Below are 22781 nucleotides of genomic sequence, written 5' to 3'. Positions count from 1 at the left end.
AGGATGATGATCGGGATGGGTATGCCTAAAAACAGCAGCATGAGTGAACGCATGGTGGAGCCTCTTGAAGTCGGATATTTACATTGGATAGTCAGGCGTCACGCTGCCGGCCACCGTAGGTTGCTGCCAGGCTGGCGACAAAGGCACCGCTGAGCAATGACACAAAAATCCACAGCGCCGCGTAGGCCGACGCCTTGCGCGCCTTGTCGGCGGTGTCTTTCGCGGCAACTTCGGCATCGTGCAGCTTGGCCTGAGCGCGCGCGTAGACGTCAGTCACGCGCTTCTCGGCCTCTTGCTGCGACACCGCCGTGCGTTGGGCAACGAGCTGACCGACGTACCGTATGTCCTCGGGCGGCAGGCGTTCTGCACGGCTGGCGTTCATGAAAATACGCCCCACCTCCGCGGCCTCATTGGTCATTGTGCGCTCGGACGCTTCGGCAGGCATCGCAGCCCCGGTCGAACTGGCAGCCTCAGCGCTCCCATTCCGGCGAAACAGGGAATCGACAAAGTAAGCCATTGGCCCACTTTCCTCAGACGCCATCTTCCCGGGTGCAGCGAAGCCGCCCGCAGCCACGGTGGCCGTGTTGGCTACACCACCGACTACCGAGGCCCCGGCCTGGATGCCGCCACTCAGGATGGACCCGATAGCCGAAGTCAGCAGTACCGCGGTGGCCAGTGAGGCCACGGCCCAAGCCAGAAAGCCGTGAGCGGTGTCACGGAAATAGACCTCGTCCGTGTGCGTATCCATCCATTTTGTTCGCAGTCGGCCGGCCAGGTAGCCACCCATCGCAGACGAAAGCAACTGCGTGAGCGTCAGCCACACGATGGTGGACACGCCAAAGGTCGCTGCGCTGACGCCTTCGCGCGCCCACGGCGACACCGATGACAAGCCTAACCCGACGCCGAGAATCAGCAGGATCACCGACAAGGAGGCGCCGGCGGCAGCGCCAGCAGCGATGGCGCCCCACGAGACGGCGCTGGTCACGGAACGTCGCGCATCGGCGTAGTCGTCAGCTAGGCCGTATCCGCGTTCCAGTGGTGCAAGAGGTGCGGTGGTAGTAGCGAGCATTTCAGTCCTTAGGGTTGCAGTTTGGGAAGTGTCATGCCTCATGACGAGGGCACGAGTTGCACCGTATGCCCTCAGGGATGTCGAGTCTGTGCGATGACCAACACAGGCCCCGCGGGCTTGCAAACGGTCGCTATCCAAGCCCCCCGCACAAGCCGGGCAACGCTTTGCGCGTGGGGAGAGCTCATCGAAATCGGCGAAATGAACGTCAGCAGCGAGCCGGACAGCCGACGTGCGCAAAAGCCGTCGCACTGCCATCTCGTGGCGGTTCTGAAGTCCCGCCGCAATGCGCGACAGCGCACAGACACTTGCCGGGCCCACCTCGAAGATCAATACCACTGGTAAAGGCAAAGTGCAGCAGCGCTGCTGGTGACGGGAATTGTGCTTCGCGTGGCCACTGCGGAATCGAATCGCATGCCCCCAGATCATCCCAACTACCAAAGGATATCCACATGAACTACGAAAAGAATGACCCGAGCAGGTCCAGCGACACGAACGCGAACCGCGACCCGATCAGTGGTGCACCCGGGGCGCACCCGATCGGCACAGGTGTCGGTGCAGTGGTTGGTGGGGCGGCAGCCGGCGCGGCAGCAGGTACCGTCGTCGGCCCGGTTGGCACCGTCGTTGGCGCCGCGGTCGGTGCGATTGTCGGCGGGCTCGCCGGCAAGGGTGTTGCCGAGGTGATTGATCCGACGAGCGAAGAGGCCTATTGGCGCGACAACTTCAAAGGCCGGCCGTACGTCGAGAACGCCACCAGCTTCGACGACTATGGTCCGGCCTACGGCTATGGTGTGAGTTCATACGCCAAATATCCGGGTCGCAGCTTCGACGACGTCGAAGCAGATCTTTCGCGCGACTGGGACGGCGCACGCGGCGCATCGCAACTTCAATGGAATCAAGCACGGAACGCCACGCGTGATGCGTGGGAGCGCATTGGCAATCGTTAAGAGAGCAATGGCGCGGGCGGCGGCATCACCGCCGCCCGTTGTTCATGGCAACACATTGGTGACGCACTGCGCGGAAAGCCCCGCACTCATGCAATCGACAATCGTGGAATGAAAGCAATACTCTCCATGCCGGGGTTTCTCATCGCCGCTGTGTTGGTGCTGTTTGTGGGCATCCTGGCGCTGAACTTCACCACTGGCGAAAAGAAAATCGAGCAAAGCGTCGAGCGCCTTTACGCAGCGGCTGATCCGGCTTTTGCGCGCGCGATGGGTGTACTGCTCGGGCCGGCCATCCTGCAGGGCAACCGTTTCGAAGCCCTGTTGAATGGCGACCGAATTTTTCCCGCCATGCTCGCTTCCATTCGCGACGCGAAGAAGACCATCACATTCGAGAGCTACATTTACTGGTCGGATGCAATCGGCAAGGAGTTCGCCGACGCGCTGGCCGAACGTGCCCGCGCCGGCGTCAAGGTGCACGTGCTGCTCGACTGGGTCGGCAGCAACAAAATGGACCCGACGCATCTCGCTACCATGGAGGCGGCCGGGGTCGAAGTGCGCAAGTTTCACAAGCCCGCCTGGTACTCCCTGGCGCGCATGAACAACCGTACCCACCGTAAAGTGCTGGTTGTGGACGGCAAGGTGGGCTTTACCGGCGGCGTCGGCATCGCCGGCCTTTGGACGGGCGATGCCCAGGATCCGCAGCACTGGCGCGACACCCACTTCAGTGCCGAGGGTCCGGTCGTGGCGCAAATGCAGGCAGTATTTCTCGACAACTGGATCAAGGCCACCGGCGCCGTCCTGCACGGCGACAACTACTTCCCCGAGCTGCCGGCAGCCGGGAACGACGCCGCCCAGATGTTCAGCAGTTCGCCCTCCGGCGGCAGCGAGAGCATGCATTTGATGTACCTGCTGGCGATTACGTCGGCGCAGCATTCGATCCACTTGTCGAGTGCCTATTTCGTCCCCGACAAGCTAAGCACTCAGGCGCTCGCAGATGCGCTTAAGCGCGGGGTCAAGGTGCAGATCATCGTGCCCGGCGAGCACACCGACGCGGCAATCGTCCGGCGCGCCTCGCGTGCCCGATGGGGAGACCTGCTTGCCGCCGGCGCCGAGATTCACGAGTACCAGCCGACGATGTATCACTGCAAGGTGTTGATCATTGACAGTCTGATGGTGTCGGTCGGCTCGACCAATTTCGACACCCGTTCCTTTCGCCTCAACGACGAAGCCAATCTGAACATTTACGCGGCCGATTTCGCTCGCCAGCAAGTCGACGTGTTCAATGCCGATCTGTCGCGCTCGCGCCAGATCAGCCTGCACGAGTGGCAGCAGCGGCCGCTTTCTGAAAAATTTCTGGAGCATGCAGCGTCGCTCATCGGCGCACAGCTGTAGATAACGTGGGGGATTGCGAGCTGACGGATCAGAGAGGTTCGTAGAAGATCTCTGTCTGTGAGCTCAGCACGGAAACGAACCAGACCGGAGCGCCATGCTCGGCTTCGACCTGTGCCCGATCGTGCGATTCCGCCTTGCTCCAGAGAGCTTCGGTGAGCGCGTTCATGGCGGCCTGTCGGGACGTACATTCGACAATGATGGTGCAGTTGTCGTTGTCGCCGGGAATGCGGCCGGTCACGGCGAACCACTTGAGCTGACGCGCATCTTCGCTCCCGTTTTCGTGTTTCTGTACGTCGATCTCTGCCCCCTCCGGTATCCACAATGCGTCGAGTGCAGGGCAGAACGGGAGCTTGTACACAGCCATTTCTTCCCGACTGAAACGTGTCGCGGTTTCCAGCGGGCCCCATCCGTCTTCGACTGACCAGAAGCCGCCGGCCCCGTCGCCCTCCGACTTGAACTCCGACTCGGAATAGATCACATACAGGTGATCAGTGTTGCCCATGGGATTTGTCCTCAGATGAAATGAAGCTTGTACAGAGCGAGGCCAGCGAGGCAAGATCGTCCGCGCTGATCGAGGATCAGCTGCTGGCAGCGGCGCAGGATCATGCTCCCACGCTATTGAAGCGCCCGTGTTTGATGGAGGTCAGTTAGTTTAAGTCAGGTCTTGTAGCGCGGCAGCGAGTACTTTTCAAGCACCAATACGTCTAGCCCTTCAAGGGTCAGGGCCTTCGTGACGACGCAGGCGCCGCCGAGGCCGAGGTTACGCTGCAGCGCCAGGCGGGCGCCTTCGACCTGGCGTGCGCCGGCGCTTCGCGCATTCTTCACCGCATGTCGAAGGCTTCCTGATGGAAGCGGAAGCGGCCGAGCCAGGCTCGCGCGAATCCGCTTCGCAGCTGCTCTGCAAATGCACGCGGGCCGCAGAACCACACTTCCACCCGCTGACCGCGGTCATGCAAGCTCGCCAACCTTTCGGCGCTCAGGGCGCCATCTCGAGCGGTGTCATGAACATGCAGCGTTACAGACGGCAGGTCTTGGCACAGCGTTTCCAGTCGGCCCACGAACGGGTCGTCCGCGCCGGCGCGGGTGCAGTAGTGCAGGTCGGCAACCGGCGCTGCGGAGGGATTTCCCCGAAGCGCGTCGAGCCAGGCGAGGAAGGGCGTGATGCCGATTCCGCCAGCGACCCAGATTTGCCTCGCCTTGCGGTCCTGACGCGCCAGTTCGAAGCGTCCATACGGGCCTTCGACGGTTACGGGTTGGCCGACAGTGATGCGGCGCGAGAGCTCACGAGTGTAGTCGCCGAGCGCCTTGATCTGGAACCCCACGCTACGGTCGCCCTTGTCCGCGCTGGCAATCGTGAATGGATGCGCGCCCTCCAACCGATTGAAGGTCACGAATGCGAACTGCCCCGCCTGGTGTCCGCGCCAGTTCCCGTCGAGGCGACAAACCACTTCAGTCACGTTCGCCGCCGGTGAGGCTACTGCGGTCACGATACCCTGGGCCTGCCGGCCGCGGCCAATGCGCCCGGTCAGGGACCAGACGGCGGCGACCGTGCCGGCGGACAATGCCATTGCAAGCAGCAACCCGGTCGGCTCGCTCCAGTAAGTCGTCGGCGCCAGCACGGCGGCATGAAATGCGAGCATCAGGTACAGGACCGGCATCGCCCGGTGAATATGTCGCCAGAATTTGTACGGAAAGCGCTTCCACAGCGCCAGGACGATCATCGCGAGGACGAGGTAGATTGCGAACTCGCCGAGTTCCTCCCCGGCATCCCGGAGCGTATCCAGCACGCCCGAGACGTCCTCGTCACCCGCGCGGCCGGCTTCACCGTACAGTTTCTCGATCACGTCATCGGACATCTCGAGCAGCCAATGCAATGATGCGAATCCGGCGGCCAGAATGCCCGCCCACTTGTGCAGTCGGTAGGTGCGGTCCATGCCCCCGAGCAGGCGCTCGGCCCAGAGCGGTCGCGCCGCCATCACCATCGCGAGCGACATCAATGCAATCGCGAGCAGGCCGCTCAGGTAGAGCCCCTGGTCGTAGACGACCCACGGCAGTGATCCCGGACCGGCACCGTTCACGACAAGGCCCCAGCCCCAGGTGCCGGCAACAATGGCGATCAATGCAGTCAGTGCGGGAATCATGCGCGTTCTCCGGCGGTTGGGGGATGTCCAGCGATGGGAGCAATCAGCTCGGACGATGGGCGACTTCTTCCAAGGCAAGCGTCAAGCCAAGTCATGATTGCTGCCTTGCCTGCCGCGATCGCATGGAACGCATTGTGTGCACACAGACGTGAATCAATGCTGAACGGCGCGCGAGCTGAAATTGCTTGCCGTCGCCGGCCTGACGCTGAACGGCGTGCGGAGCCTGCACGCGGGACAAGAGTGCCAATCGAAAGAACGCGGTCGCGGTTCTGGAGGGCGCTTGGTTCTTGTCCTTTCAGGCATTAAACGCCGAAATGAAAGCGAACCCGCTCTTCCAGCAGGCGCCGGACATCTTCCTCGTTACAGCGGCCAAGGCAATTGAATACCTCGCGGGCAATGGGGCGGAAGGCAGTCATCACCTGCGGGTCGAAGTGGCTTCCGGTGTCGGCCTCCAGGATCGACATCGTTGCCTCGAAGCTCATCGGCTCTTTGTAGGGTCGTTTCGAGCTGAGCGCATCGAAGACGTCCGCCACAGAAAATATGCGGGCGGAAAGCGGGATTTCGTCCCCCGCCAGTTTGCGCGGGTAACCCGAGCCGTCCCACTTTTCATGATGGGCCGCGACAATCGCATTCGCGTCCTCCAGCCATCCGATGCCGGAAACAATTTCCTCGCCATGCGCCACGTGCGTGTGCATGATCTTGCTCTCTTCGGCGTCGAGCTTGCCCGGTTTGAGCAGAATTGCATCGGGAATGCTGATCTTGCCGACATCGTGCAGAAAACTGCCGACGATCAAGGACTGCATGGCCCTCCCGGCCAGATCGAGGCGTTCGCCGATGCGCGCAGCAATCCAGGCAACCCGGAAATTGTGGGCCCCGGTGTCGGAATCCCGCATTGCGACGGCACGCCCGAGCGCTTCCATCATCGAGAGGTGCGAATCGAGGATTTCGCGGGCCTTGCGCTCATTGTCGGCGGACAGGATTAGGACAACGGGATAGATTGCGCTGCCGCACAGCAGCGACGCGAACCCCACCATCAGGGCGCCGCTGAGCGCGTCCGCACGCAGCTGCTCGCGCAGCCACGGGGGAACGACGCGGACACCTTCGAAGTATCCAGTGATTCGATCCGCGTCGGCGGCCCCTCGCAGCGGCACAAAAACCCGCAATGCCCAACGCTTGTCTTCAAGTCTGAAGCTCTCGTGAAAGCCCGCACGGTAAATGGGACGAGCGTGGGAGGGCAGCTGTTCCTCAACCGCCTTGCCCTCCTCGGTCATTGCGTGTGCGAGCTTGAGTCCCTCCTGATCGTAGATTTCAGCAATGTCGAAGAGTCCCCCTGCAAGGACATCCGCCGCCTTCCGGGCGCTGTCCCCTGCATCCAGGCCGGTCAGGTCAATAGCGCCGAAATGATGCAGAAGACGGCGTGACTCGTCGATTGCAAGCCATACCGTTCCATCCTCGGCACGTTTATACGTGACGAACCAGGCGACAGGACTGGCCAGCGCAGCGAGCAGTGCGCTGACGACCGCAATCCGTACCGCAGTTCGCTTGTTGAACGAGTTCATGTTCTGCTCCCGAGGAGTGGCAAGCCCAACCCGCGAAGATACTGAGCGGCGCAATTTTCGGGGGAGCTCGGGGCTCGGACCGCTAGTGTATTTTTGGCTATAAGGTAGGCGTATCTTGCAGCCAAACCGTTCTCGATGCTGATGCCGCGCCGGGAACAGTCTCGCACCCTCGCGAACATGACGGCACTGAAGGCCGCTTCCGCGGCACCGAGCAACATCTTCCGAACTGTGGCACGTTGTGACGCCCTCTCGAATGTCGCGCCGTGTAGTTGATCCTGACGTGCCGTTCCCGCAAGCCTTGGGGTCAAGTTTTGCGAAGCAACAACATGTCGAACGAAGTCAGGAATGGGCCGTTTGCCTTCGCACGCAGCCCCCCGTGGGGCATCGGGGCGAAGGCCTCCTTATGGGCCGGGGCGGTCCTCGGTCCCTGCAAACCGGTGGCCCAGAGTTTGTCCGGTGCCACCGGTCCGCTCGATCCCATCAGAGGTTCGCACGCGCGAATTGGTCAAAATTCCATTTGTCTATATCGAAGGTGACGAGGTTGTTCTCGTCCCCGTTCAACATCCCCACCGCGTAACGCCCGCCCCATATCCCGCGCAACTCCTCGCGCGAGAGTGAGCGAATCGTCGTGGTTTGATCGCCTTGCTGCTCGATGTCGAGCGGTAGCAAGTCCTTGATCATCAGCGTGCTCATGGCCTTCTCCTGGGTGCGAATTAACAAGTGTGGTTTCAATCGAGCATATTGCAGTGCTCGATTGAACAGGAGCATGGAGCGTGCCGGTAGCGGAGAATGGCCAGACGAATGTCGACGTGGCCGCGCGATCACCGGGTTTCCGGGTGGGACCGTCGGTATCACCGCATCTCGGCGAAGCGCGACGCGGCGTGGGGTGGTCGAAGGTACCCGCCAGTGCCCCGAATCTGTGCGGTGCTACCCAACACCTACAAGACGGCGCTGCTGGGCGACGCCAGGGCTGCTCAGCGGCGATTGGGACCGTAAGCGGCCGCGCGCCAGGCCAAGCGTGCGGCCGGTGCACTAACGGCCGTGAACGGCGGGTAACTGATTCGCAACTAAGACGGTCGTTGGGCCGGGGGAGTTAGCGCCGTGGCTTGAACGGCGTTCAGTTTCCTGATGCCATTCAACCCTCATCAGTGATTCGAGAAGCCACCCTGCCGGTGAAAAGCGTCTGTTCGATTTCCTCTTCGGTCGCTGCGTGACGGCCGCGTTGGCTCGCATCGTAAGCGAAGAGGCGACCACGCCCCATATTGCCCAATGGTCGATGCTCCGGGATGCAGTGCCCTGGGGTAAACCGCGCAACCTCGCAGACATGCGGTTCAATCTCTCGATCGAGCACCAGTTCCGCCACTGGAATCGACGGGCTATCGCTCTCCTTCCATTCGACGAGCGCGTCCTCGATCGGTGTCGTTTGGGGATCCTTTTCCAACTGGACCGAGAACACAAACTTGATGGGGCCGCGCCGTAGGCGATCACGCAGTTCAAGGCTCAGGTAGTCCGGGTTGACTTTCGAATGCCGCTCCCCGCGCGCTTCGAACCAATGCGTGAGCTGATCGGAAAGCTTGTCGCCGACGGCTCCGAGCGACGACTGAAGTATTTCATTTTCCTGCCGAAGTTCGTCGCCAAAGTCGGCCGGGCCGTCGGCAATCGGACGAACATTAAACTTCATTGCCTGGCGTGGCCCGAGCAAATAGGCGTGTCCACTCCAATATTGCTCCGTGGCCAGACTTGGGATGCTTCTGAAGCTCGCCTTTATAAGCAGGCGCGCGACCTTCGGGTGTCGTATCAGAAAGCCGATGAATTGCGCAGAAGCGAGGCTGGCTTCCATGAATTGAACGAATTCGTCGTGATCTTTTCCGAATGGGTTGGTCGAGTTTGTCATTAGAAAGTCGACCGTGCGCGCCACTTGGGTATCGGCGGCAGTTGTATCGTCGGCGACGCCAAAAATCTTCAGAGCGAGCCCTCGTACATCAGGTTTCAGATCGTGTTGGTCGAAGCCGACACCACCAGAAAATCGGGCGAGAACGCTATAGGCCGCCTTCGCATTCTCGCCAAAGATTCCCTGCCGTGTGATTTGCGGCCGGTCCTCAAGGAGTCTCAAACTGCCCGCCAGACAGGCATGGCTCTTGGCGTGAAAAACTCGCTTCGGATTTCCGGGCGAGTGCTCCGCGGCGAGGGCCTTCTGCGCATCAAGCACGCGTCTGACATGGTCCTCGAACTCCGCATGTTCCTTCTCCCTGCTACCGAACTTGTATTGCTCGTGAAGATAGAGGGAATCGTCAGGATCGAGCATGGGAAACTCCTTCAGTGCTCACCGCTTCCGTGATAATTCGACGGGATCTGGCTCGCAGACCGCCGGCGTTTTCGACTCACCTCGGCAAGTCGAGATAGAGCTGGCGAAGAAACGCATGCAGTGGTTCGCGCATGATGTCACTATGATCCCTCACGAGTGTATCGTCGGTCAGGACGTTCCAAACCAGCGATCCCGGGTTGAGTGCTGCCTTATGGCGTATGAATGCTCCGCCGCAATAGCGCCATTCCCAGTCTGGTGGCAAGCCTCCCGGGTGGGCCGCCACGTAGTTCCGCCATGCGGCATGCCGACGGGCCTCGAGGCTTGCGTTGATCTTCAATCTTTCGATGCGGGCGGCCTCGCTCTCGGCGGAAACGTCCGGCCCATTCGGTCCCGCCACATCTAATGGCGAATCTGCCCATCCGGAGCACTCGGCGACCTGCGCGGACGGCTCCCTCGTCAGGCTGTGCGTCTGGTACAAATCCATGAATCCCGGAGTGTGTTTGGTGGCACGTTCCTGTTCATCAGAAACGAACGGATGTTGGAAGATCGTGTTGACGAATCTGCCCACCGGGAACAACTGGCGTGTCGCCCGGTCTGCTGTCGATGTCACGAGAAGAAGGACGGGCGGTTCGTAGTCCGCCAGCTTCAGCCGCTGTGCGAGATGGTGCACCGGTTGATACCGGCTCGCTTCGAAGGCCGGATTTACGAGCACGACTATGTCCGCTGCCTGCCGCAGCCGCGCGCGACGCCATGCGCTGCGCGCAGCCGCCGAGCTGGCGTCGCGCGCGGCATCGACGGGGCTCGCGAGAAGCTCGAGAAGGGACGGAGAAAGGGCCGAGAACACAACCCACGCGCCGAAACTATGGCCGATGACCACGGTACGAAGGGGCGGGCGCCGCACATCCTCGTGATTCACGCGCTCGCGAAGGGCTCGAAGGCGGCCGAACAGTTCGCGCGCCGCCCCTTCGGAAACATGCAGGGCGGCATTCTTGCGCGACCAGAAGGAGAGGTACACCAACGGGTTCTCGGCCGAAAACCGGCCGGCGCCGCGCCAACCGACATAGATCCCCACGACTCGGCGCTTGCTCGCGTCCTCCGCCGTGGGGCGCTTCTCATCGAGATAGGCCGCATCCGCCAACATCTGCCTGAAGCGCCTTACGTCGCGGTCGTCGTGCGCCGCCGAATGCTTCCACCCGTGAACGTAGACCAGCAGCAGCACGCGCTTCCCGTCGTCGAGCTGACTCCGGACGTCGGCCACCGCTCGATCCAGTTGTCCATGGGCAGCCCCCATTTCCTTGACGTATCCATCGGCGTTGGTGTCCGGATACAGCCACCCCTGATCGTCGAATTCGATAAAATGGAGAGTGTAGGGCGGCTCCTTCGATACCTCGGGAGTGCGTGCAAAACACCGTTCGTCGTTGGCGGAGGCGACTACACCGCACTCCACGTCATCCGCGCCAGCAATGTGCCGGTGAGGTAAAGGCCCCGAGCAGGCCGTCAGTATGGCGGCGAGGAGCGTGAAACCGAGGTGAGTCGATGATCGCGAGCGCATGCCTGTGCCCCCCAGAAATCACTCACACCAACCGCGGCAGGCCGCCGACACCTTGAATGGACGCAAGCCCAAAGCACCACTTCGCCGGAAGTCACACGAGGGCTGCCGACGCTGCCCAGCCCAATATCTCCATCCGGATATCCTGGCGGATCCAGCCTCGGAAACACCTAATCTCGGCCGTCCGGTGGGAACAGTCTACTTTCTCCTCGTCCCCCGGAAACATTACGCCGAGCCACCCATTGCGCTGCTCGCACCGATACACGAAGCGTCCCTGCACAAGAATCTTGACGGGTTTCAGCCCCGATTCCGGCGCCGCAAAGACCTCTACTTCTTCCTTCAAGAGCCTGGCTTCCCTGTCGCAGGACGATTCGTCGGGAAGCACGGATCCCCACCCATCCGGAGGCTCCACCGCGGTGCACCCGGGCGCAAAGGCCAGAAGTGACGCCATGAATCCTGCGCACACGTGGACCTGAGTCCTCACGTCCGATTGACCATATGCATGAAGACTCCATTCGTTGCAGCGAGGAATCCAGCGCCGGTCTTGTCGTAGCGACTGATACTCACGGATTGGCGGACGTTCCCGCCGATGGCAAGTACCGAATCGGAATCGACGCTGACGATGATGTCCGTATGGCTCTTGAAAGAATCACTCGTTTCGGCATCGTCGAAATCGCGCGGTGTTTCACGCCATCGGCCGACAATATCGCCGATCTCGGGGCGCTTCTCGTGCAGGCGAAACCCCCAGAAGGGAACATCCATATCCCCCGCATTTCTCTTCACGATCGAGGCGTGCATGTACCTTGAATGAGAAGCCGCGAACTTAAACTTCGCATACTTTGGGAATCTTTCCGCTGCATTGCGCACCATGAAGGAGATCGCTGCAGCGGACCATGGCGTGTCCCTATCCTTTCCATCGAGATCCAGACCGATGGCCCGCCACATTTCGCCGACAAAATCGAAAAACGGGGCGTGATGCTCCAAGCCCTGGCCTTTCTCAAAGCGGAGCCATTCCTTTATGGCTTCCCCAACGAGCGCCTCGCGTGATGCGGAGGCCGGATCACGAAGGGACCGTTTCCCGTCGATCACGCTTTTCACCACGCCCTCCGCCTGCACGCCGTCGACCTCTGCCTTGATCTTGACCCAGTCACCTTGGATGTCGGGTTCCAGTTCTTCAACCTGTTGTCCCAGGTGCAGAATTCCGATCCGTGTCGCCGGAGCTAGGACTGCCTTGGAACGAAGATTCAGCGCTTCGAAATCGACAAATTTAACGGACACGGCGTCTCTCCTTTTCGCGCTACCACCAAAACGAACGGGCCGCTTCCGCTTTCTTATGAAACAACAGGAGTTCCCCAGCGTCGCACCAATCTGTCCGCTCGCTACATGCACGCGCAGGAAGTTGATTTCTGCTGCCTCGGGGAACGGCCCGGGGTGCAACAAGCGGTCGGATCCTTTGGGGCCTCTTCACCGGCGCGGGGGAATATTCGTAACTGCTGCATGCTTCCGGACCCACGCCCCCCCATGCCAACCGAATTGGTTCAAGATCGCGAAATTGAAAAAAAGCCGAGAATGAACGGTTTCAAGATAGCCCATGGGTTACGACTTGCAAGCGCCATGTTCGAGCGATGTCGCCGCCGGCCGAGGCCGTGTAAAAACGGTCGCCGATGCGCCAAAAATCGGTCGTTCCGGCGCCCTGCGGCGGAAGCGAACGAATTTGAAGGCGGCAAATCAGCTCAGTTGAGCTTCAAAAAGGCCCTTTCAGGCCTTCATCGCCGCCCGCCGGCCGGGCAAACGTGTTCGTCGTTCTCACGGTCATACACGAAGTCCGACTTGTCGAAACGTCCGTCGGCTTTCGCGTTGGAGGTCGCGCTTTTCGGAACCAGGGGCACGATGCTGGCCTTGTGGCAGGCGAGGATTTCCTCACTCTTGTAATAGCCCCGATCGGCAATCGCGGTGAGATAGTCCACTCGCATGGCCCTGCGGGCCTGCTGCCCATCTTGCTCAGCTGGTCCCGATCCAGACCGTCGTTGGTCACCTCATGGGCAACGATCAGATGGTTCTTAGCTTCGACGGCCGTCTGCACGTTGTAACCCACGATGCCCGTGCCCCGCGTCTTCATGGATCGGGCGTCGGGATCCGTGAGGGAGATCTGCTTGTCGGGCGTGTTCTCGAGCTGGATACCGATCGCCTCGAATTCCTTCATCCGCGCTTTCAGTGTCGTGATCTTGTCCTGCTGAAGCCGGAGGGCTTCCTCTTTCCAAGCCGGCTGCACCGCTCGCCGCACGTTTCCACCCGGCAGTACGCGAGGATCGTCGAACAATGGGTGACAGCGGCGGGCCTGGATCCATCCGCCTATGGCACGCATTCCATGCGGCGGACGAAGGCGACGCTGATCTACAAGCGGACCAAGAATCTGAGGGCCTTCCAGCTTCTGCTCGGCCACTCCAAGCTTGAGTGCACCGTCCGTTACCTCGGCATCGAAGTCGACGATGCCTTGGAGATCTCTGAGCAGATCGAGATCTGACCGTGGTTCGGCCGCTCGCCGCCAACCGTTCAGGCGCCGAGCGGCCGCTTGCTGGAGCGGTTCCGGAGGGGGTGTATCGGCCACAACCGGCCGATGGCCGTTTTTCCCCAAAGCTGACGTTGAGTGGGACCGCGCACCCGTAAGCTGCCGTTGGCCTGGGTACGCGACTTTTCGCGTACGACGGGCAGCTTTCTGAGCGCTCCAGACGTGGCCATCGCCGTACCGAGGTCTCAGCCCGGCTAGGAGCCGTCATTGCCGACGCACATAGCACGGTGGACCGACTGGCAGATCCTTCCCTGCAAAGCGGGCATCCCAAAATGCCTAGCGTTCCAGAAGAGCTTCGACGTCCAGGCCGGACGTGTCTTGGGCTTGCAACTGATTGATCAGCCGCTCCAGCGCCAAAGAAGGCTGCCCTCGCCAGATCAGGTGGGTTCGGTTCGTGGAAACCCGTTCGGGCAGGGGGTGCTGGTTCACTTTTTCGGTCGCCTGCAAGGCAACCAAGACGGACTTGGGAACGATGGCGAAACCGGTCCCGGCCGCCACGCAGGCAATCATGCCCTGGTAGGACCCAAACTCCAGGGCGCGTTCCGGCATCACGTTTCCACTGCCGAGCCAGTCTTCAAGGCGCTTGCGATAGGAGCAGCCGTGGGCGAACGCGATCATTGTGGATCGCCCAAGATCCTTGGCCGTGCGCACCGCCTCAATTTCCCGAGGCGTAATCAGCACCAGCTCTTCACGGAACACGGGTAACGCTTCCAGTTCCGGAGCCGTAAACGGCTCGGACACGAAAGCGGCTTCCAGCTCGAAATTCATGACCCGATTGATGAGGGTGCCCGTGGTCCCGGTGATGAGTTCCACGATCACCTCAGGATTCTCAGTGTGGTAGCGCGAGAGGATCGGCGCCAGGCGGCTGCCTGCCGTGCTCTCCAGCGAGCCTAGCCGGAACGTGCCCTGGGGCTTTCCAGTACGCAGTTCATTGACCGCCTCATCCGCCAGACGGAGGAGCCGCACCGAATAGTTCAGAAGCGTCTGGCCTTCTGCCGACAGGCTCAGCGTTCGCCCCTCTCGGCGGAACAGGCGGACGCCGAGGTATTCCTCCAGCTGCCGAACACGGGTCGTGACGTTCGAGGGCACCCGGTGCAGTTTCTCCGCTGCCCGAACGACGCCTCCTTCCTCCACCACAGTCCGGAAGATGGCCAGGGACTCAAGATCGATCGTTCTCATACGGAGAATAGTAGTCCATATTTATTCATTAGTAGGCGCGCTCTAGCTGCGCTTTAATGACGCCCATGACTACTTCAATCCTTTCTCCCTCTGCCAGATCGGATCGAGTCGCCGTAGCGGTTTGTGTGGCGGCGATGATCTCCCTGGCGGTTGCCATGGGGGTGGGGCGGTTCGCCTTTACCCCCCTTTTTCCTTTAATGGTCCGAGATGGCCTGCTCGCGAGTGAAGCCGGCGCGATGCTCGCGGCCAGCAACTACCTAGGCTACCTCGTGGGGGCTATGGTCGCTGCCCGCATAAAAGTGAAAGCCGCAACGCTGCTCGCCCTGGGGCTGATCAGCACCGTCATCGTAACCGCGGCGGTAGGCTGGACCACATCGGTTCCGCTCTGGGCCATTCTTCGCTTCGTCGCGGGGGTGATGAGCGCCTGGACTTTGGTTGCCACCAGCGCATGGGGACTGGGATGGCTGGCCGCTCAGGGCCGACCTCATCTGGCAGGGGCCATATTTGCCGGGGTGGGACTGGGCATCGCCGCAGCGGGCTTGTTCTGTCTCGTGACCGCCGGGCCCGAGGTGTCGTCGCTCGGAATGTGGATCGGACTGGGGGTCCTGGCAGGCACTGCGACGCTCGTTCCGCTGGCGGTGAGCCGGAGCTTGCCCGCCCCAGTCGTCAGCCCTGGCGCGACGGCTCCCCAAGGGACGTCGCACAAGCCGCATTCCAGTACCGGCGGCCTGATTGTCTGCTACACCCTCTTCGGGTTCGGGTACATCCTTCCGGCCACCTACCTGCCGGCGCTGGCTCGGCAACTGGTGGACGATCCTCAGGTCTTCGGTCTGGCCTGGCCCTTGTTCGGGACGGCCGCGGCTCTATCCACCGTCTTTGTTGCCTGGGGGCTGAAAAGCGTCAATCGCCTGAATATCTGGGCGGCGTCTCACCTGCTGATGGCGGTCGGTGTCCTGTTGCCCGCGATCTGGGCCTCTCTCGTCAGCGTTTCCATTGCTGCGCTGCTAGTGGGCGGCACCTTCATGGTGATCACGATGATTGCCATGCAGGAAGTGCGTGCCCGGGCCGAAGGAAATACCACGGCGGTCCTGGGCCGGATGACTGCGGGGTTTGCGTTCGGTCAGTTGATGGGCCCGATCGCGTCCGCCGTCATCGGCCGTTTTACCGCCGATTTCGCCACCGCTTTGAACTACGCCCTGGCGCTTTCGGCCGCAGGGCTGTTGTCAAGCGCCTTCTACCTGTGGCGCGAGCTACGTCGCCACCACGCTTACTGAGGAACATTTGATGACTAGCGCTTTTGACGCCTTGGGTACCCCGCAGGGGTTTGGTCTTTCGACGGCAGAGCGTTTGCCAATTCCCGAGCGGGAAGCCATGAGCGACGCGCAACGGGCGGCAGCGGACGCCATCATGAACGGCCCGCGCAAGGCGATCTTCGGTCCCTTCGTCCCCTTGCTCCAGACGCCCACGCTCATGGAGCGCATCGGCAAGACCGGTGAAGCGCTGCGGTTCGACGGAACGCTGCCGGACAGAATCCGCGAACTCGCGATCTGTGTCGTTGCAAGGGAAACAGGCAATCAGTTCGAGTGGCAGACGCATGCGCCCTTGGCCATCAAGGCGGGCGTCGCTGCGGAGGCAATCGATTCACTGGCAGCGGGACGACGCCCCCGTAGTCTCTCGGCGGACGAAGCGTGCACGGTCGATTTTGTCTATGAGCTGATGCGGCGGCACGGCGTCAGTGACGAAACGTACGCCGAATCGACTTCCTGCTTCGGGGCGCCGGGGACCGTGGAACTCACCGCCCTGGTGGGCTACTTTGCCATGGTGTGCTGGATCATGAATGTCGCCCGTACCCCTGGCCCGGGCGGCTCGAAAACGCCTGCTCTGACATCCTTCCCGGCGTAGAGATCCCGCCGTTATTAATGAGCGTCGCGGAGCGGCTCCACGGCACCTCACGTCGCCACTTGCTCGCCGGCCCCCAGGCTGGTAATTGAGAAGGGTCACATGGCTGAAGTACTCGTTTTTGTCGGCGGCGTGAAGCCACTGCCCGAATCCGGACGACCCACCGGCATGTACAAGACGCGCGTGTCGGGTGACATTGAACTCGGTTATGAAGGATTTGCCGGCGACCAGCAGGCCGATCGAAGAGTCCATGGCGGGCCGGAAAAGGCCGTCCATCTCTATCCGGCCCGACACTATGAAAGGCTTGCCCTTAAATTCCCGGAGGCCAGACCGAGTCTGGTTCCGGGGGCTCTCGGCGAAAATCTCTCCACCGAGGATCTGGATGAACACGATGTCCGTATCGGGGACGTCTGGAAACTGGGTTCGGCCCAGCTCCAGGTCTGCCAGCCGCGCAATCCTTGCTGGAAGATCGACGAGCGATTCTCTTGTAACGGCATGGCGGCCTGCATTGCCGAGGCCCGCTTGACCGGTTGGTACTGGCGGGTGATTCAGCCAGGGCGGATTAGGCTAGGCGACACGCTCGAACTTCTGCAGGCGGCGCCGACCGCGCCTACGCTGCATGAGGCCATGTTGCTTTGGCAGGAACACCGGCATCGCTGGCAGCTAGGGGCGGCTGCCATCCGCCGGGCGTGGCAGCTGAATGGCCGGTTCCAAAATAAAGCTGCCCGCGAGGCCGCGAAGTGACGAACTTCCATCAGTAAGGTCCGGAGCAGTCGGAAAGCCGTCGTCCAGCCTCTTCAGGGCTCCGTCCGAGCCCGACCCAAACTTGCCGTTCGAGCTTTTTGTAAGCATCGGACGCGGCCGTTCGATACGCCGAATTTCCTCTACACACGTGGAGTTACTGATCCTTGGAAAACAGGACCCGTACACCCCGCCGGCCGAGCGCCTGGGCCAGGCCGGCGGGGTCGTCCACGCGGCCAAGGCGCGTGTACGAGTACGACGAGTCGAATGTCAAATAGAAGACAACCAGGGTGTTCGAGCCGTACAGCATGAGGTCGCCATTGCGGATCGTCCCCGGTCGGCTCGCATTCATTGGCAGTGCTTTCGGCAGGTCGGCGTGTTTTTCGTTGCCGTTGAGTTCAGCCATGTCCAGCGTAAGCGGCAACTGAACGGCAAACGCACGGGCAGTAGGGTTGTCGGTCAAGGTGATGGCGAAGCGACGTTCGCCGACGGTCATCCACATGCGTGATTCCTCCGGTTTCACGGATGCCGTACCGGCACCCGCAGCAGCAACAGCAGGTGACCCCGGAGCCGCCTGCTGGCCGGCTTCGCAACCGCCGAGCACGAGTAGGCAGAGCAGCAGGCTTAGTCCACGCAGACCCCAGGCTCGGCGATGTTCGATCTCCATGGTGAAGGGACGCTGATCGCCCATACGGGCGCCGAAGCTGCTCATCGTCATGACTTTTCTCCTTGTTCTGCAACTGGCTCAGGCGGCCCGTGGCGTTTGCAAACGTGAGGTCAGGAAGGTCAGGAAGGCCGCGAGCAGCAGCACAGCTGCGCTTGCCACGAAGGTGCTCTGGTAGCCGCTGCTATCGAACAGAAAACCGCCGACCGTGGAGCCCAAGGCTATGGCCAACTGGATCGCCGCTACCATCAGCCCGCCGCCGGCCTCGGCGTTCTCGGGCATGGCTTGAGCGATCCAACTCCACCAGCCCACTGGGGCAGCGGTAGCCATCAATCCCCAAAGGCCCAGCAGCGTCGCAACGGCAGCAATCCAACCTCCAAAGGGAATTAGAGTCAAGGGGATCACCGCCATGAGGATCGGAATGGCGATCAGTGTTTGGTACAGGCCGCGCTTGAGGAACGTGCCGATGATCAGAGTGCCGATGAAGCCTGTCACGCCCCTCACGAGCAAGACGAGCGACAGCGTGGACACGCCAACGTGCGTCACCGTTTCGAGGAACGGAATCTAGCTGACGCGTTTGAGCTTCCTATTCAGCAATGCGATGCTTAACCAGCCTCTCGTGTTACATGATTTGGAGGACGACAATGACCGGAGTTGGCCCGGTACCGATCTCGCCGAACGCCTCTCCAACAGCTAGAGCCCTCACAAAGCTGCCCGTCGTCCACGAGAACCGGCATCGACAGTGGAATGGCTGCTTACGGGGACTTGGTGCGGCTCAACGGCGGTTTTGGAGAAAAATCGCGACGGGCAGGTGATGGCCGATCTCACCTCCTCAGCCCGACGTTGAGCGGCTGTATCGCCCACAAAGCTGCCGCCCAAGCGATCAAGGTCCTGGTTGCCGGTCGAACGGCAGCTTCCGAGATTTGGGTCGTTGCCGCGAACGGCTGGTTTCGAAATGGTCGGCGGACCGCTTTGGGTCGAGCCCGGACCGCCAGTGGCGGACAGAACTGCCGTTCGAACGAAGTTGGGACGAACGACAGGTCTCGGCGCAGGCGGAACGCGAAGTCCCGGCCTGACGCGGCCATTAGCTAGTCTGGTAAATTGCCAGAACGACTGATGGCTGTGCGCACGGACGGAACACACTAACTTCAAAGATGACTAGCCGAAAGCCTTGCTCTTGTAGTGGCAGCTGTGCCTCCAAGGATGGAGACGTGCCGGCGAATGACGCCCCCATTACGCCGCAATCGGACCATCACACGGCGCGTTCGCGATTCAGGATTCCCGGGATGGACTGCCCCTCCGAGGAGCAGATGATCAGGCTGCGTCTTGCCGACCTGCCCGCGATCTCCCTCGAGTTCGACTTGCCGGGCAGGCAGTTGCTTGTTCGCCATTCAGGCGATGCATCGGAAATCCTCGAACGCATCGCCCCGCTGGGCTACGGCGCGGTGCTACAGGACTCTCAACCGATCTATCCCGGCGAGGAGACAGTACCTGGACGGAATGACTCCGCGGAAAGGCGGACGCTCTGGACGTTGCTTGCGCTCAACGCCGTGATGTTTGTCGTCGAGGTGTTTGCTGGCTGGTTCGGAAACTCCGTGGGCCTGATTTCCGACGGTGCGGACATGTTTGCCGACGCGGCGGTTTATGGCGTTGCACTCTACGCGGTAGGGCGGAGCGCAAGGCACAAGGTGTCGGCAGCGAGACTCGCCGGGGTGCTGCAGTTGGTGCTTGCGCTGGCCGCGCTCGCCGAAGTGGGTCGGCGTGCGGTCACGGGAAGCGTTCCTGAAGCGGTGACGATGATTGGCATTTCGCTGCTGGCATTGGGCGTGAATATCGCGTGCCTCGCGCTGATCTCTCGCCATCGCGACGGCGGTGTCCACATGCGGGCCAGCTACATTTTTTCCGCGAACGACGTACTGGCCAATCTGGGGGTCATCGTTGCCGGCGCCTTGGTGGCATGGACTGGCAGTCCGATTCCCGACTGGACCATCGGTGCGCTCATCGGCGTGCTAGTGCTGGGCGGGGCGTTGCGGATCTTGCGGCTTCGTTAGACGCCCCCCGGGCCACGCTCCACCGTCCTCTCGACTCTGATTCGCCGAATGGCTTGTGGTCCAGAACTGCGGCCGTGCCGCACGCCTTGGCGCTACTGCATGGAGTGCAGACCAATCATGTTGCCTTCGGTATCCGTCACCAGCGCGATGAATCCATAGGGGCCGATGGACATCTTTTCCTTGACGAGGCCGCCGCCCGATTTCGCAGCCTTCGCCGCTTCGACGGCGCAGTCGGTGCACATGAAATACACGATCACGTTATGCCCGCCCGCCTCCAAGCCGGGCATCTTCACCAGCGCCCCGGTGACGCCCATGGCGTTCTGCTGCATGGGAAACGCCCACATCTCCATGCCGGGAGGCTGGCCCGGAGCCTCAAGTTTCGAAAACTGCGTGCCCAGCACGGCTTCGTAAAAGGTCTTGGCTCGCTGCATGTCGTTCACGTAGATTTCGAACCAGCCCACGGGGTTCTGGATAGTACTTTCGCTCATGATGATCCTCCTTACTTGAACAGGGACTTCAATCCGGAATTTCAGGCTCGACGAGCCGCGCCAGATGGTCGAGCGACTCCTGCCAGCCGAGGTAGCAGAACTCCGGCGGAATTGCCTCCGGAATACCTTCCTGCACGATGTTCACCTCCGCCCCGCAGGCCACCGCGCGCAGGGTGACCGTCGTCACCATTTCGCCGGGGAGGTTCGCATCGTCGAACTTGTCTGTGTAGCGGATGCGCTCGTTCGGCATGAGTTCCAGATAGCTGCCGCCGAAGGAATGGCCGTTGCCCGTGCTGAAATTCCTGAATGCCATCTTGAAGCTGCCGCCAACCCTGGCATCCAGCTGGTCGACCTTGCAGGTGAAGCCGTTGGGCGGCAGCCATCGGGCGAGGGCCTCCGCATCGAGGAAGGCGCGATAGATCTTCTCGGGCTTCGCGCGCAGCACGCGGTGCAGGCGGACGGTACCGGTAGGCATGATCTCTCCTTTCGTCGGGGGTTGGATTCGCGGCTGTTGTCGCCGCTTCTCCTACCTTAGTCGAACGACAGGACACCAGATCGACAGTCGCAGGAAATTCGCAAGCAAGCTTCTTCGCAACGCCGGCTCTTCGCCATTCAAACCGATGTCACGGGGGGCGGAAAACGCCCCCCGGCGGGCTCGTCAACGCTTGGTGATGACGACTTCGGTGTATTCGGCCGGCACGACAAGGGAACCAGCTCCCGCCACGTTCAGGCGTTCCAGCAGTGCCGTAATGTCGGCCTCGAGCTTTGCCCGGCCTGCCTCATCGAGCGCAGCGAAGGCCTTGTGCGTCGGCCCGTAGTAGTCGCGAAAGACCTGAATCCAGTGCGCAGCCGATGCGTAGCGGAAATTGAAGTGCTTGCGCTCGCAGCGGATTTTCATAGCCTGTGTGCCGAACAATTCGGCCATATGCGGCTCGGTACCCCACAGCGCTGGAGACTTCAGCCCCGCCGGCGGCGGGAGATGCGTGCCGATGACCCTGAACAATTGCCCGATGAACCCTTCCGGCGTCCAGTTCGCCAAGCCGATGCGGCCGCCGGGGCGAATGACGCGCATCATCTCGTCCGCTGTACGCGCATGGCGTGGCGCGAACATCGCGCCGAAGGTCGACAGCACGACATCGAAGCTGGCATCGGCAAACGGCAGATCCTCGATGTCCGCGACCCGGTAGGTCACGTTGAGGCCCTCGGCCTTCGCGCGCGTGGCGCCTTTTGCCAGTAGTTCCGGCACGTAGTCGGTCGAGGTGACGTGGGCAAAGCGGCGCGCCGCGGCGAGTGTGGCATTGCCGTTACCGGCGGCCACGTCGAGGACGTGCTCGCCGGCCCTGACATCGACAGCTTCCGCGAGCGACTCGCCGACGATCTGCAGGGTAACGCCGATCACCGCAAAGTCGCCGCTCGCCCAGGTGGCCTGCTGCTTCGCCTTGATCGCGGCAAAATCGGGTTGCGCGGGTGCAGGGCTATCAACAGCGGCTTGCATGGGGCGGGTTTCAACGATGGACATGGATTTCTCCCGAGTGGATTGACAATGAGATGCGTAGGCGCATCACGGCGCTCCGCTTTGATTCAGCCGCGTCGTCGTGGCTATGGCTTGGCAACGTAGAAGTAATACGTCGCGCTGTAGCCGACCCTCGACACGTTTCCCGCCTGCGCTTCGCTACAGGTTTCGGTTGGCGGAATGCCGCCGACGGTGCGCACGCGCTGGATGCTCGTCGTCCGGCTGAAGACGCCGCTTCCTGCCGTCGATTTCGCGCCCAACAGCAACCATGGAATGGCATCGGCGTCCGGACCGTTGTCGCGCGCCTTCAATACCCCGACCACCTTGCTTCCGTCATCGGATTCCCAGGTCGGTCCTGCATAGTGTTTGCCGATCTTGCGACCTGTCGTGTCGAACAGGTCGGCCTCCGGTGCTTTGAAGGTCCATTCGAATCGTGTCGGCTCATCCTGGCGGGCGCTGCACTGGTAGATCTGCACACCGCGCGCGGCAGTTTCGAGCGTCAGGATTTCGGCCGCCGGCGTTCGCAGGCTTTCGGGGATCGAAGGAAGCGTCCCGGCCTCGGCCGTTGCGTACCCCGCCGCAAGTGCCGCGAGGGACATTGCCACTAAACTCTGTTTTTTCATCTCAGGATCCTCTTGCATGTCGAGGGTTGGGGCAGGGCCGGCGATGCGCCGAAACAACATGGTTCAATCGTCGGCTCTGGGCCCGCATTCGATGTTTG

24 protein-coding genes and 1 pseudogene are annotated in these 22781 nt (G+C 61.7%); 7 read left to right on the top strand and 18 right to left on the bottom strand.

The features are described 5' to 3' along the window. Positions 1-91 precede the first annotated feature (91 nt). The gene (locus tag GPA25_RS15930; RefSeq protein ID WP_211163160.1) at positions 92-985 is read right to left on the bottom strand and encodes a hypothetical protein; all 894 of its coding nucleotides are present in this window, start codon (positions 983-985) and stop codon (positions 92-94) included. A 533-nt stretch (positions 986-1518) separates the two neighbouring features. Between GPA25_RS15930 and GPA25_RS15925 the strand changes: the two genes are divergently transcribed. Then, entirely contained in the window at positions 1519-2013 is a 495-nt protein-coding gene (locus tag GPA25_RS15925) for a hypothetical protein (RefSeq protein WP_169261385.1), read from the top strand. Between the two features lie 108 nt (positions 2014-2121). Next, positions 2122-3402 (top strand): phospholipase D-like domain-containing protein, encoded by a 1281-nt coding sequence (locus tag GPA25_RS15920; RefSeq protein WP_211163159.1) that lies wholly within the window; start codon positions 2122-2124, stop codon positions 3400-3402. 28 nt (positions 3403-3430) lie between these two features. On the opposite strand, the gene GPA25_RS15915 is transcribed toward GPA25_RS15920, so the two are convergent. From GPA25_RS15915 to GPA25_RS24030, 10 genes and pseudogenes are all read right to left on the bottom strand, one after another. Then, the gene (locus tag GPA25_RS15915; RefSeq protein ID WP_169261384.1) at positions 3431-3904 is read right to left on the bottom strand and encodes a hypothetical protein; all 474 of its coding nucleotides are present in this window, start codon (positions 3902-3904) and stop codon (positions 3431-3433) included. A gap of 155 nt (positions 3905-4059) precedes the next feature. Then, entirely contained in the window at positions 4060-4227 is a 168-nt protein-coding gene (locus GPA25_RS15910) for a hypothetical protein (protein ID WP_169261352.1), read from the bottom strand. Next, positions 4224-5543 (bottom strand): ferredoxin reductase family protein, encoded by a 1320-nt coding sequence (locus GPA25_RS15905; protein WP_169261383.1) that lies wholly within the window; start codon positions 5541-5543, stop codon positions 4224-4226. Before GPA25_RS15905 ends, GPA25_RS15910 begins: the two co-directional genes overlap by 4 nt. Positions 5544-5845: 302 nt before the next feature. Continuing rightward, on the bottom strand, positions 5846-7102 hold the full coding sequence (locus GPA25_RS15900) for an HD-GYP domain-containing protein (RefSeq protein ID WP_169261382.1): 1257 nt from the start codon (positions 7100-7102) through the stop codon (positions 5846-5848). A gap of 480 nt (positions 7103-7582) precedes the next feature. Beyond that, positions 7583-7795 (bottom strand): hypothetical protein, encoded by a 213-nt coding sequence (locus GPA25_RS15895; protein ID WP_169261381.1) that lies wholly within the window; start codon positions 7793-7795, stop codon positions 7583-7585. Between the two features lie 442 nt (positions 7796-8237). Further along, positions 8238-9407, bottom strand: coding sequence for a catalase (locus tag GPA25_RS15890; protein ID WP_169261380.1), 1170 nt, complete (start codon positions 9405-9407; stop codon positions 8238-8240). 76 nt (positions 9408-9483) lie between these two features. After that, entirely contained in the window at positions 9484-10959 is a 1476-nt protein-coding gene (locus GPA25_RS15885) for a hypothetical protein (protein ID WP_169261379.1), read from the bottom strand. A gap of 91 nt (positions 10960-11050) precedes the next feature. Then, the gene (locus GPA25_RS15880) at positions 11051-11407 is read right to left on the bottom strand and encodes a hypothetical protein (protein WP_169261378.1); all 357 of its coding nucleotides are present in this window, start codon (positions 11405-11407) and stop codon (positions 11051-11053) included. A gap of 29 nt (positions 11408-11436) precedes the next feature. Beyond that, complete coding sequence (locus GPA25_RS24310) at positions 11437-12234, bottom strand: DUF2272 domain-containing protein (RefSeq protein WP_169261377.1); 798 nt, start codon at positions 12232-12234, stop codon at positions 11437-11439. Positions 12235-12734: 500 nt separating this feature from the next. After that, a pseudogene (locus GPA25_RS24030) lies at positions 12735-13189 on the bottom strand (transposase); the annotation flags it as partial. On the opposite strand from GPA25_RS24030, the gene GPA25_RS15865 reads away from it, so the two are divergent. Continuing rightward, entirely contained in the window at positions 13091-13480 is a 390-nt protein-coding gene (locus tag GPA25_RS15865) for a tyrosine-type recombinase/integrase (protein WP_425486403.1), read from the top strand. The pseudogene GPA25_RS24030 and the gene GPA25_RS15865 overlap by 99 nt on opposite strands. Positions 13481-13801: 321 nt before the next feature. Here GPA25_RS15865 and GPA25_RS15860 read toward each other — a convergent pair whose 3' ends face one another. Then, the gene (locus GPA25_RS15860) at positions 13802-14704 is read right to left on the bottom strand and encodes a LysR family transcriptional regulator (RefSeq protein ID WP_169261376.1); all 903 of its coding nucleotides are present in this window, start codon (positions 14702-14704) and stop codon (positions 13802-13804) included. Between the two features lie 134 nt (positions 14705-14838). Between GPA25_RS15860 and GPA25_RS15855 the strand changes: the two genes are divergently transcribed. The 3 genes from GPA25_RS15855 (at position 14839) to GPA25_RS15845 (ending at position 17347) form a co-directional block, all read left to right on the top strand. After that, complete coding sequence (locus GPA25_RS15855) at positions 14839-15978, top strand: YbfB/YjiJ family MFS transporter (protein ID WP_246265762.1); 1140 nt, start codon at positions 14839-14841, stop codon at positions 15976-15978. Positions 15979-15988: 10 nt separating this feature from the next. After that, the gene (locus GPA25_RS15850) at positions 15989-16606 is read left to right on the top strand and encodes a carboxymuconolactone decarboxylase family protein (RefSeq protein ID WP_169261374.1); all 618 of its coding nucleotides are present in this window, start codon (positions 15989-15991) and stop codon (positions 16604-16606) included. Positions 16607-16705: 99 nt separating this feature from the next. Continuing rightward, positions 16706-17347 (top strand): MOSC domain-containing protein, encoded by a 642-nt coding sequence (locus GPA25_RS15845; RefSeq protein WP_169261373.1) that lies wholly within the window; start codon positions 16706-16708, stop codon positions 17345-17347. A gap of 154 nt (positions 17348-17501) precedes the next feature. Here GPA25_RS15845 and GPA25_RS15840 read toward each other — a convergent pair whose 3' ends face one another. Together GPA25_RS15840 and GPA25_RS15835 are read right to left on the bottom strand one after the other, a co-directional pair. Next, positions 17502-18062, bottom strand: a complete 561-nt coding sequence (locus GPA25_RS15840) for a cyclophilin-like fold protein (RefSeq protein ID WP_211163157.1) — start codon at positions 18060-18062, stop codon at positions 17502-17504. 27 nt (positions 18063-18089) lie between these two features. Then, positions 18090-18572 (bottom strand): MFS transporter, encoded by a 483-nt coding sequence (locus tag GPA25_RS15835; protein ID WP_343034967.1) that lies wholly within the window; start codon positions 18570-18572, stop codon positions 18090-18092. A gap of 590 nt (positions 18573-19162) precedes the next feature. Between GPA25_RS15835 and GPA25_RS15830 the strand changes: the two genes are divergently transcribed. Next, entirely contained in the window at positions 19163-20059 is an 897-nt protein-coding gene (locus GPA25_RS15830; protein ID WP_169261372.1) for a cation efflux transmembrane domain-containing protein, read from the top strand. A 92-nt stretch (positions 20060-20151) separates the two neighbouring features. Here GPA25_RS15830 and GPA25_RS15825 read toward each other — a convergent pair whose 3' ends face one another. The 4 genes from GPA25_RS15825 to GPA25_RS15810 all read right to left on the bottom strand — a co-directional run bounded on the left by GPA25_RS15825 (position 20152) and on the right by GPA25_RS15810 (position 22743). After that, entirely contained in the window at positions 20152-20547 is a 396-nt protein-coding gene (locus tag GPA25_RS15825; protein WP_169261371.1) for a VOC family protein, read from the bottom strand. A gap of 28 nt (positions 20548-20575) precedes the next feature. Beyond that, entirely contained in the window at positions 20576-21022 is a 447-nt protein-coding gene (locus tag GPA25_RS15820) for an SRPBCC family protein (RefSeq protein WP_169261370.1), read from the bottom strand. A 183-nt stretch (positions 21023-21205) separates the two neighbouring features. Further along, complete coding sequence (locus GPA25_RS15815; RefSeq protein WP_211163155.1) at positions 21206-22066, bottom strand: class I SAM-dependent methyltransferase; 861 nt, start codon at positions 22064-22066, stop codon at positions 21206-21208. Positions 22067-22146: 80 nt separating this feature from the next. Continuing rightward, complete coding sequence (locus tag GPA25_RS15810; RefSeq protein WP_246265755.1) at positions 22147-22743, bottom strand: DUF3455 domain-containing protein; 597 nt, start codon at positions 22741-22743, stop codon at positions 22147-22149. Positions 22744-22781: the final 38 nt, after the last annotated feature.

The organism is Aromatoleum diolicum, from assembly GCF_012910955.1.
GTDB lineage: Bacteria > Pseudomonadota > Gammaproteobacteria > Burkholderiales > Rhodocyclaceae > Aromatoleum > Aromatoleum diolicum.
This window is presented reverse-complemented; position numbering and strand designations above follow the sequence as displayed.

Coding starts and splice junctions, on each gene's coding strand:
- GPA25_RS15925 (WP_169261385.1), top strand. CDS start 1,519: ATGAACTACGAAAAGAATGACCCGAGCAGGTCCAGCGACACGAACGCG.
- GPA25_RS15920 (WP_211163159.1), top strand. CDS start 2,122: ATGAAAGCAATACTCTCCATGCCGGGGTTTCTCATCGCCGCTGTGTTG.
- GPA25_RS15915 (WP_169261384.1), bottom strand. CDS start 3,904: ATGGGCAACACTGATCACCTGTATGTGATCTATTCCGAGTCGGAGTTC.
- GPA25_RS15905 (WP_169261383.1), bottom strand. CDS start 5,543: ATGATTCCCGCACTGACTGCATTGATCGCCATTGTTGCCGGCACCTGG.
- GPA25_RS15900 (WP_169261382.1), bottom strand. CDS start 7,102: ATGAACTCGTTCAACAAGCGAACTGCGGTACGGATTGCGGTCGTCAGC.
- GPA25_RS15895 (WP_169261381.1), bottom strand. CDS start 7,795: ATGAGCACGCTGATGATCAAGGACTTGCTACCGCTCGACATCGAGCAG.
- GPA25_RS15890 (WP_169261380.1), bottom strand. CDS start 9,407: ATGCTCGATCCTGACGATTCCCTCTATCTTCACGAGCAATACAAGTTC.
- GPA25_RS15885 (WP_169261379.1), bottom strand. CDS start 10,959: ATGCGCTCGCGATCATCGACTCACCTCGGTTTCACGCTCCTCGCCGCC.
- GPA25_RS15880 (WP_169261378.1), bottom strand. CDS start 11,407: ATGGCGTCACTTCTGGCCTTTGCGCCCGGGTGCACCGCGGTGGAGCCT.
- GPA25_RS15860 (WP_169261376.1), bottom strand. CDS start 14,704: ATGAGAACGATCGATCTTGAGTCCCTGGCCATCTTCCGGACTGTGGTG.
- GPA25_RS15855 (WP_246265762.1), top strand. CDS start 14,839: ATGATCTCCCTGGCGGTTGCCATGGGGGTGGGGCGGTTCGCCTTTACC.
- GPA25_RS15850 (WP_169261374.1), top strand. CDS start 15,989: ATGACTAGCGCTTTTGACGCCTTGGGTACCCCGCAGGGGTTTGGTCTT.
- GPA25_RS15845 (WP_169261373.1), top strand. CDS start 16,706: ATGGCTGAAGTACTCGTTTTTGTCGGCGGCGTGAAGCCACTGCCCGAA.
- GPA25_RS15840 (WP_211163157.1), bottom strand. CDS start 18,062: ATGACGATGAGCAGCTTCGGCGCCCGTATGGGCGATCAGCGTCCCTTC.
- GPA25_RS15830 (WP_169261372.1), top strand. CDS start 19,163: ATGACTAGCCGAAAGCCTTGCTCTTGTAGTGGCAGCTGTGCCTCCAAG.
- GPA25_RS15825 (WP_169261371.1), bottom strand. CDS start 20,547: ATGAGCGAAAGTACTATCCAGAACCCCGTGGGCTGGTTCGAAATCTAC.
- GPA25_RS15820 (WP_169261370.1), bottom strand. CDS start 21,022: ATGCCTACCGGTACCGTCCGCCTGCACCGCGTGCTGCGCGCGAAGCCC.
- GPA25_RS15815 (WP_211163155.1), bottom strand. CDS start 22,066: ATGTCCATCGTTGAAACCCGCCCCATGCAAGCCGCTGTTGATAGCCCT.
- GPA25_RS15810 (WP_246265755.1), bottom strand. CDS start 22,743: ATGTTGTTTCGGCGCATCGCCGGCCCTGCCCCAACCCTCGACATGCAA.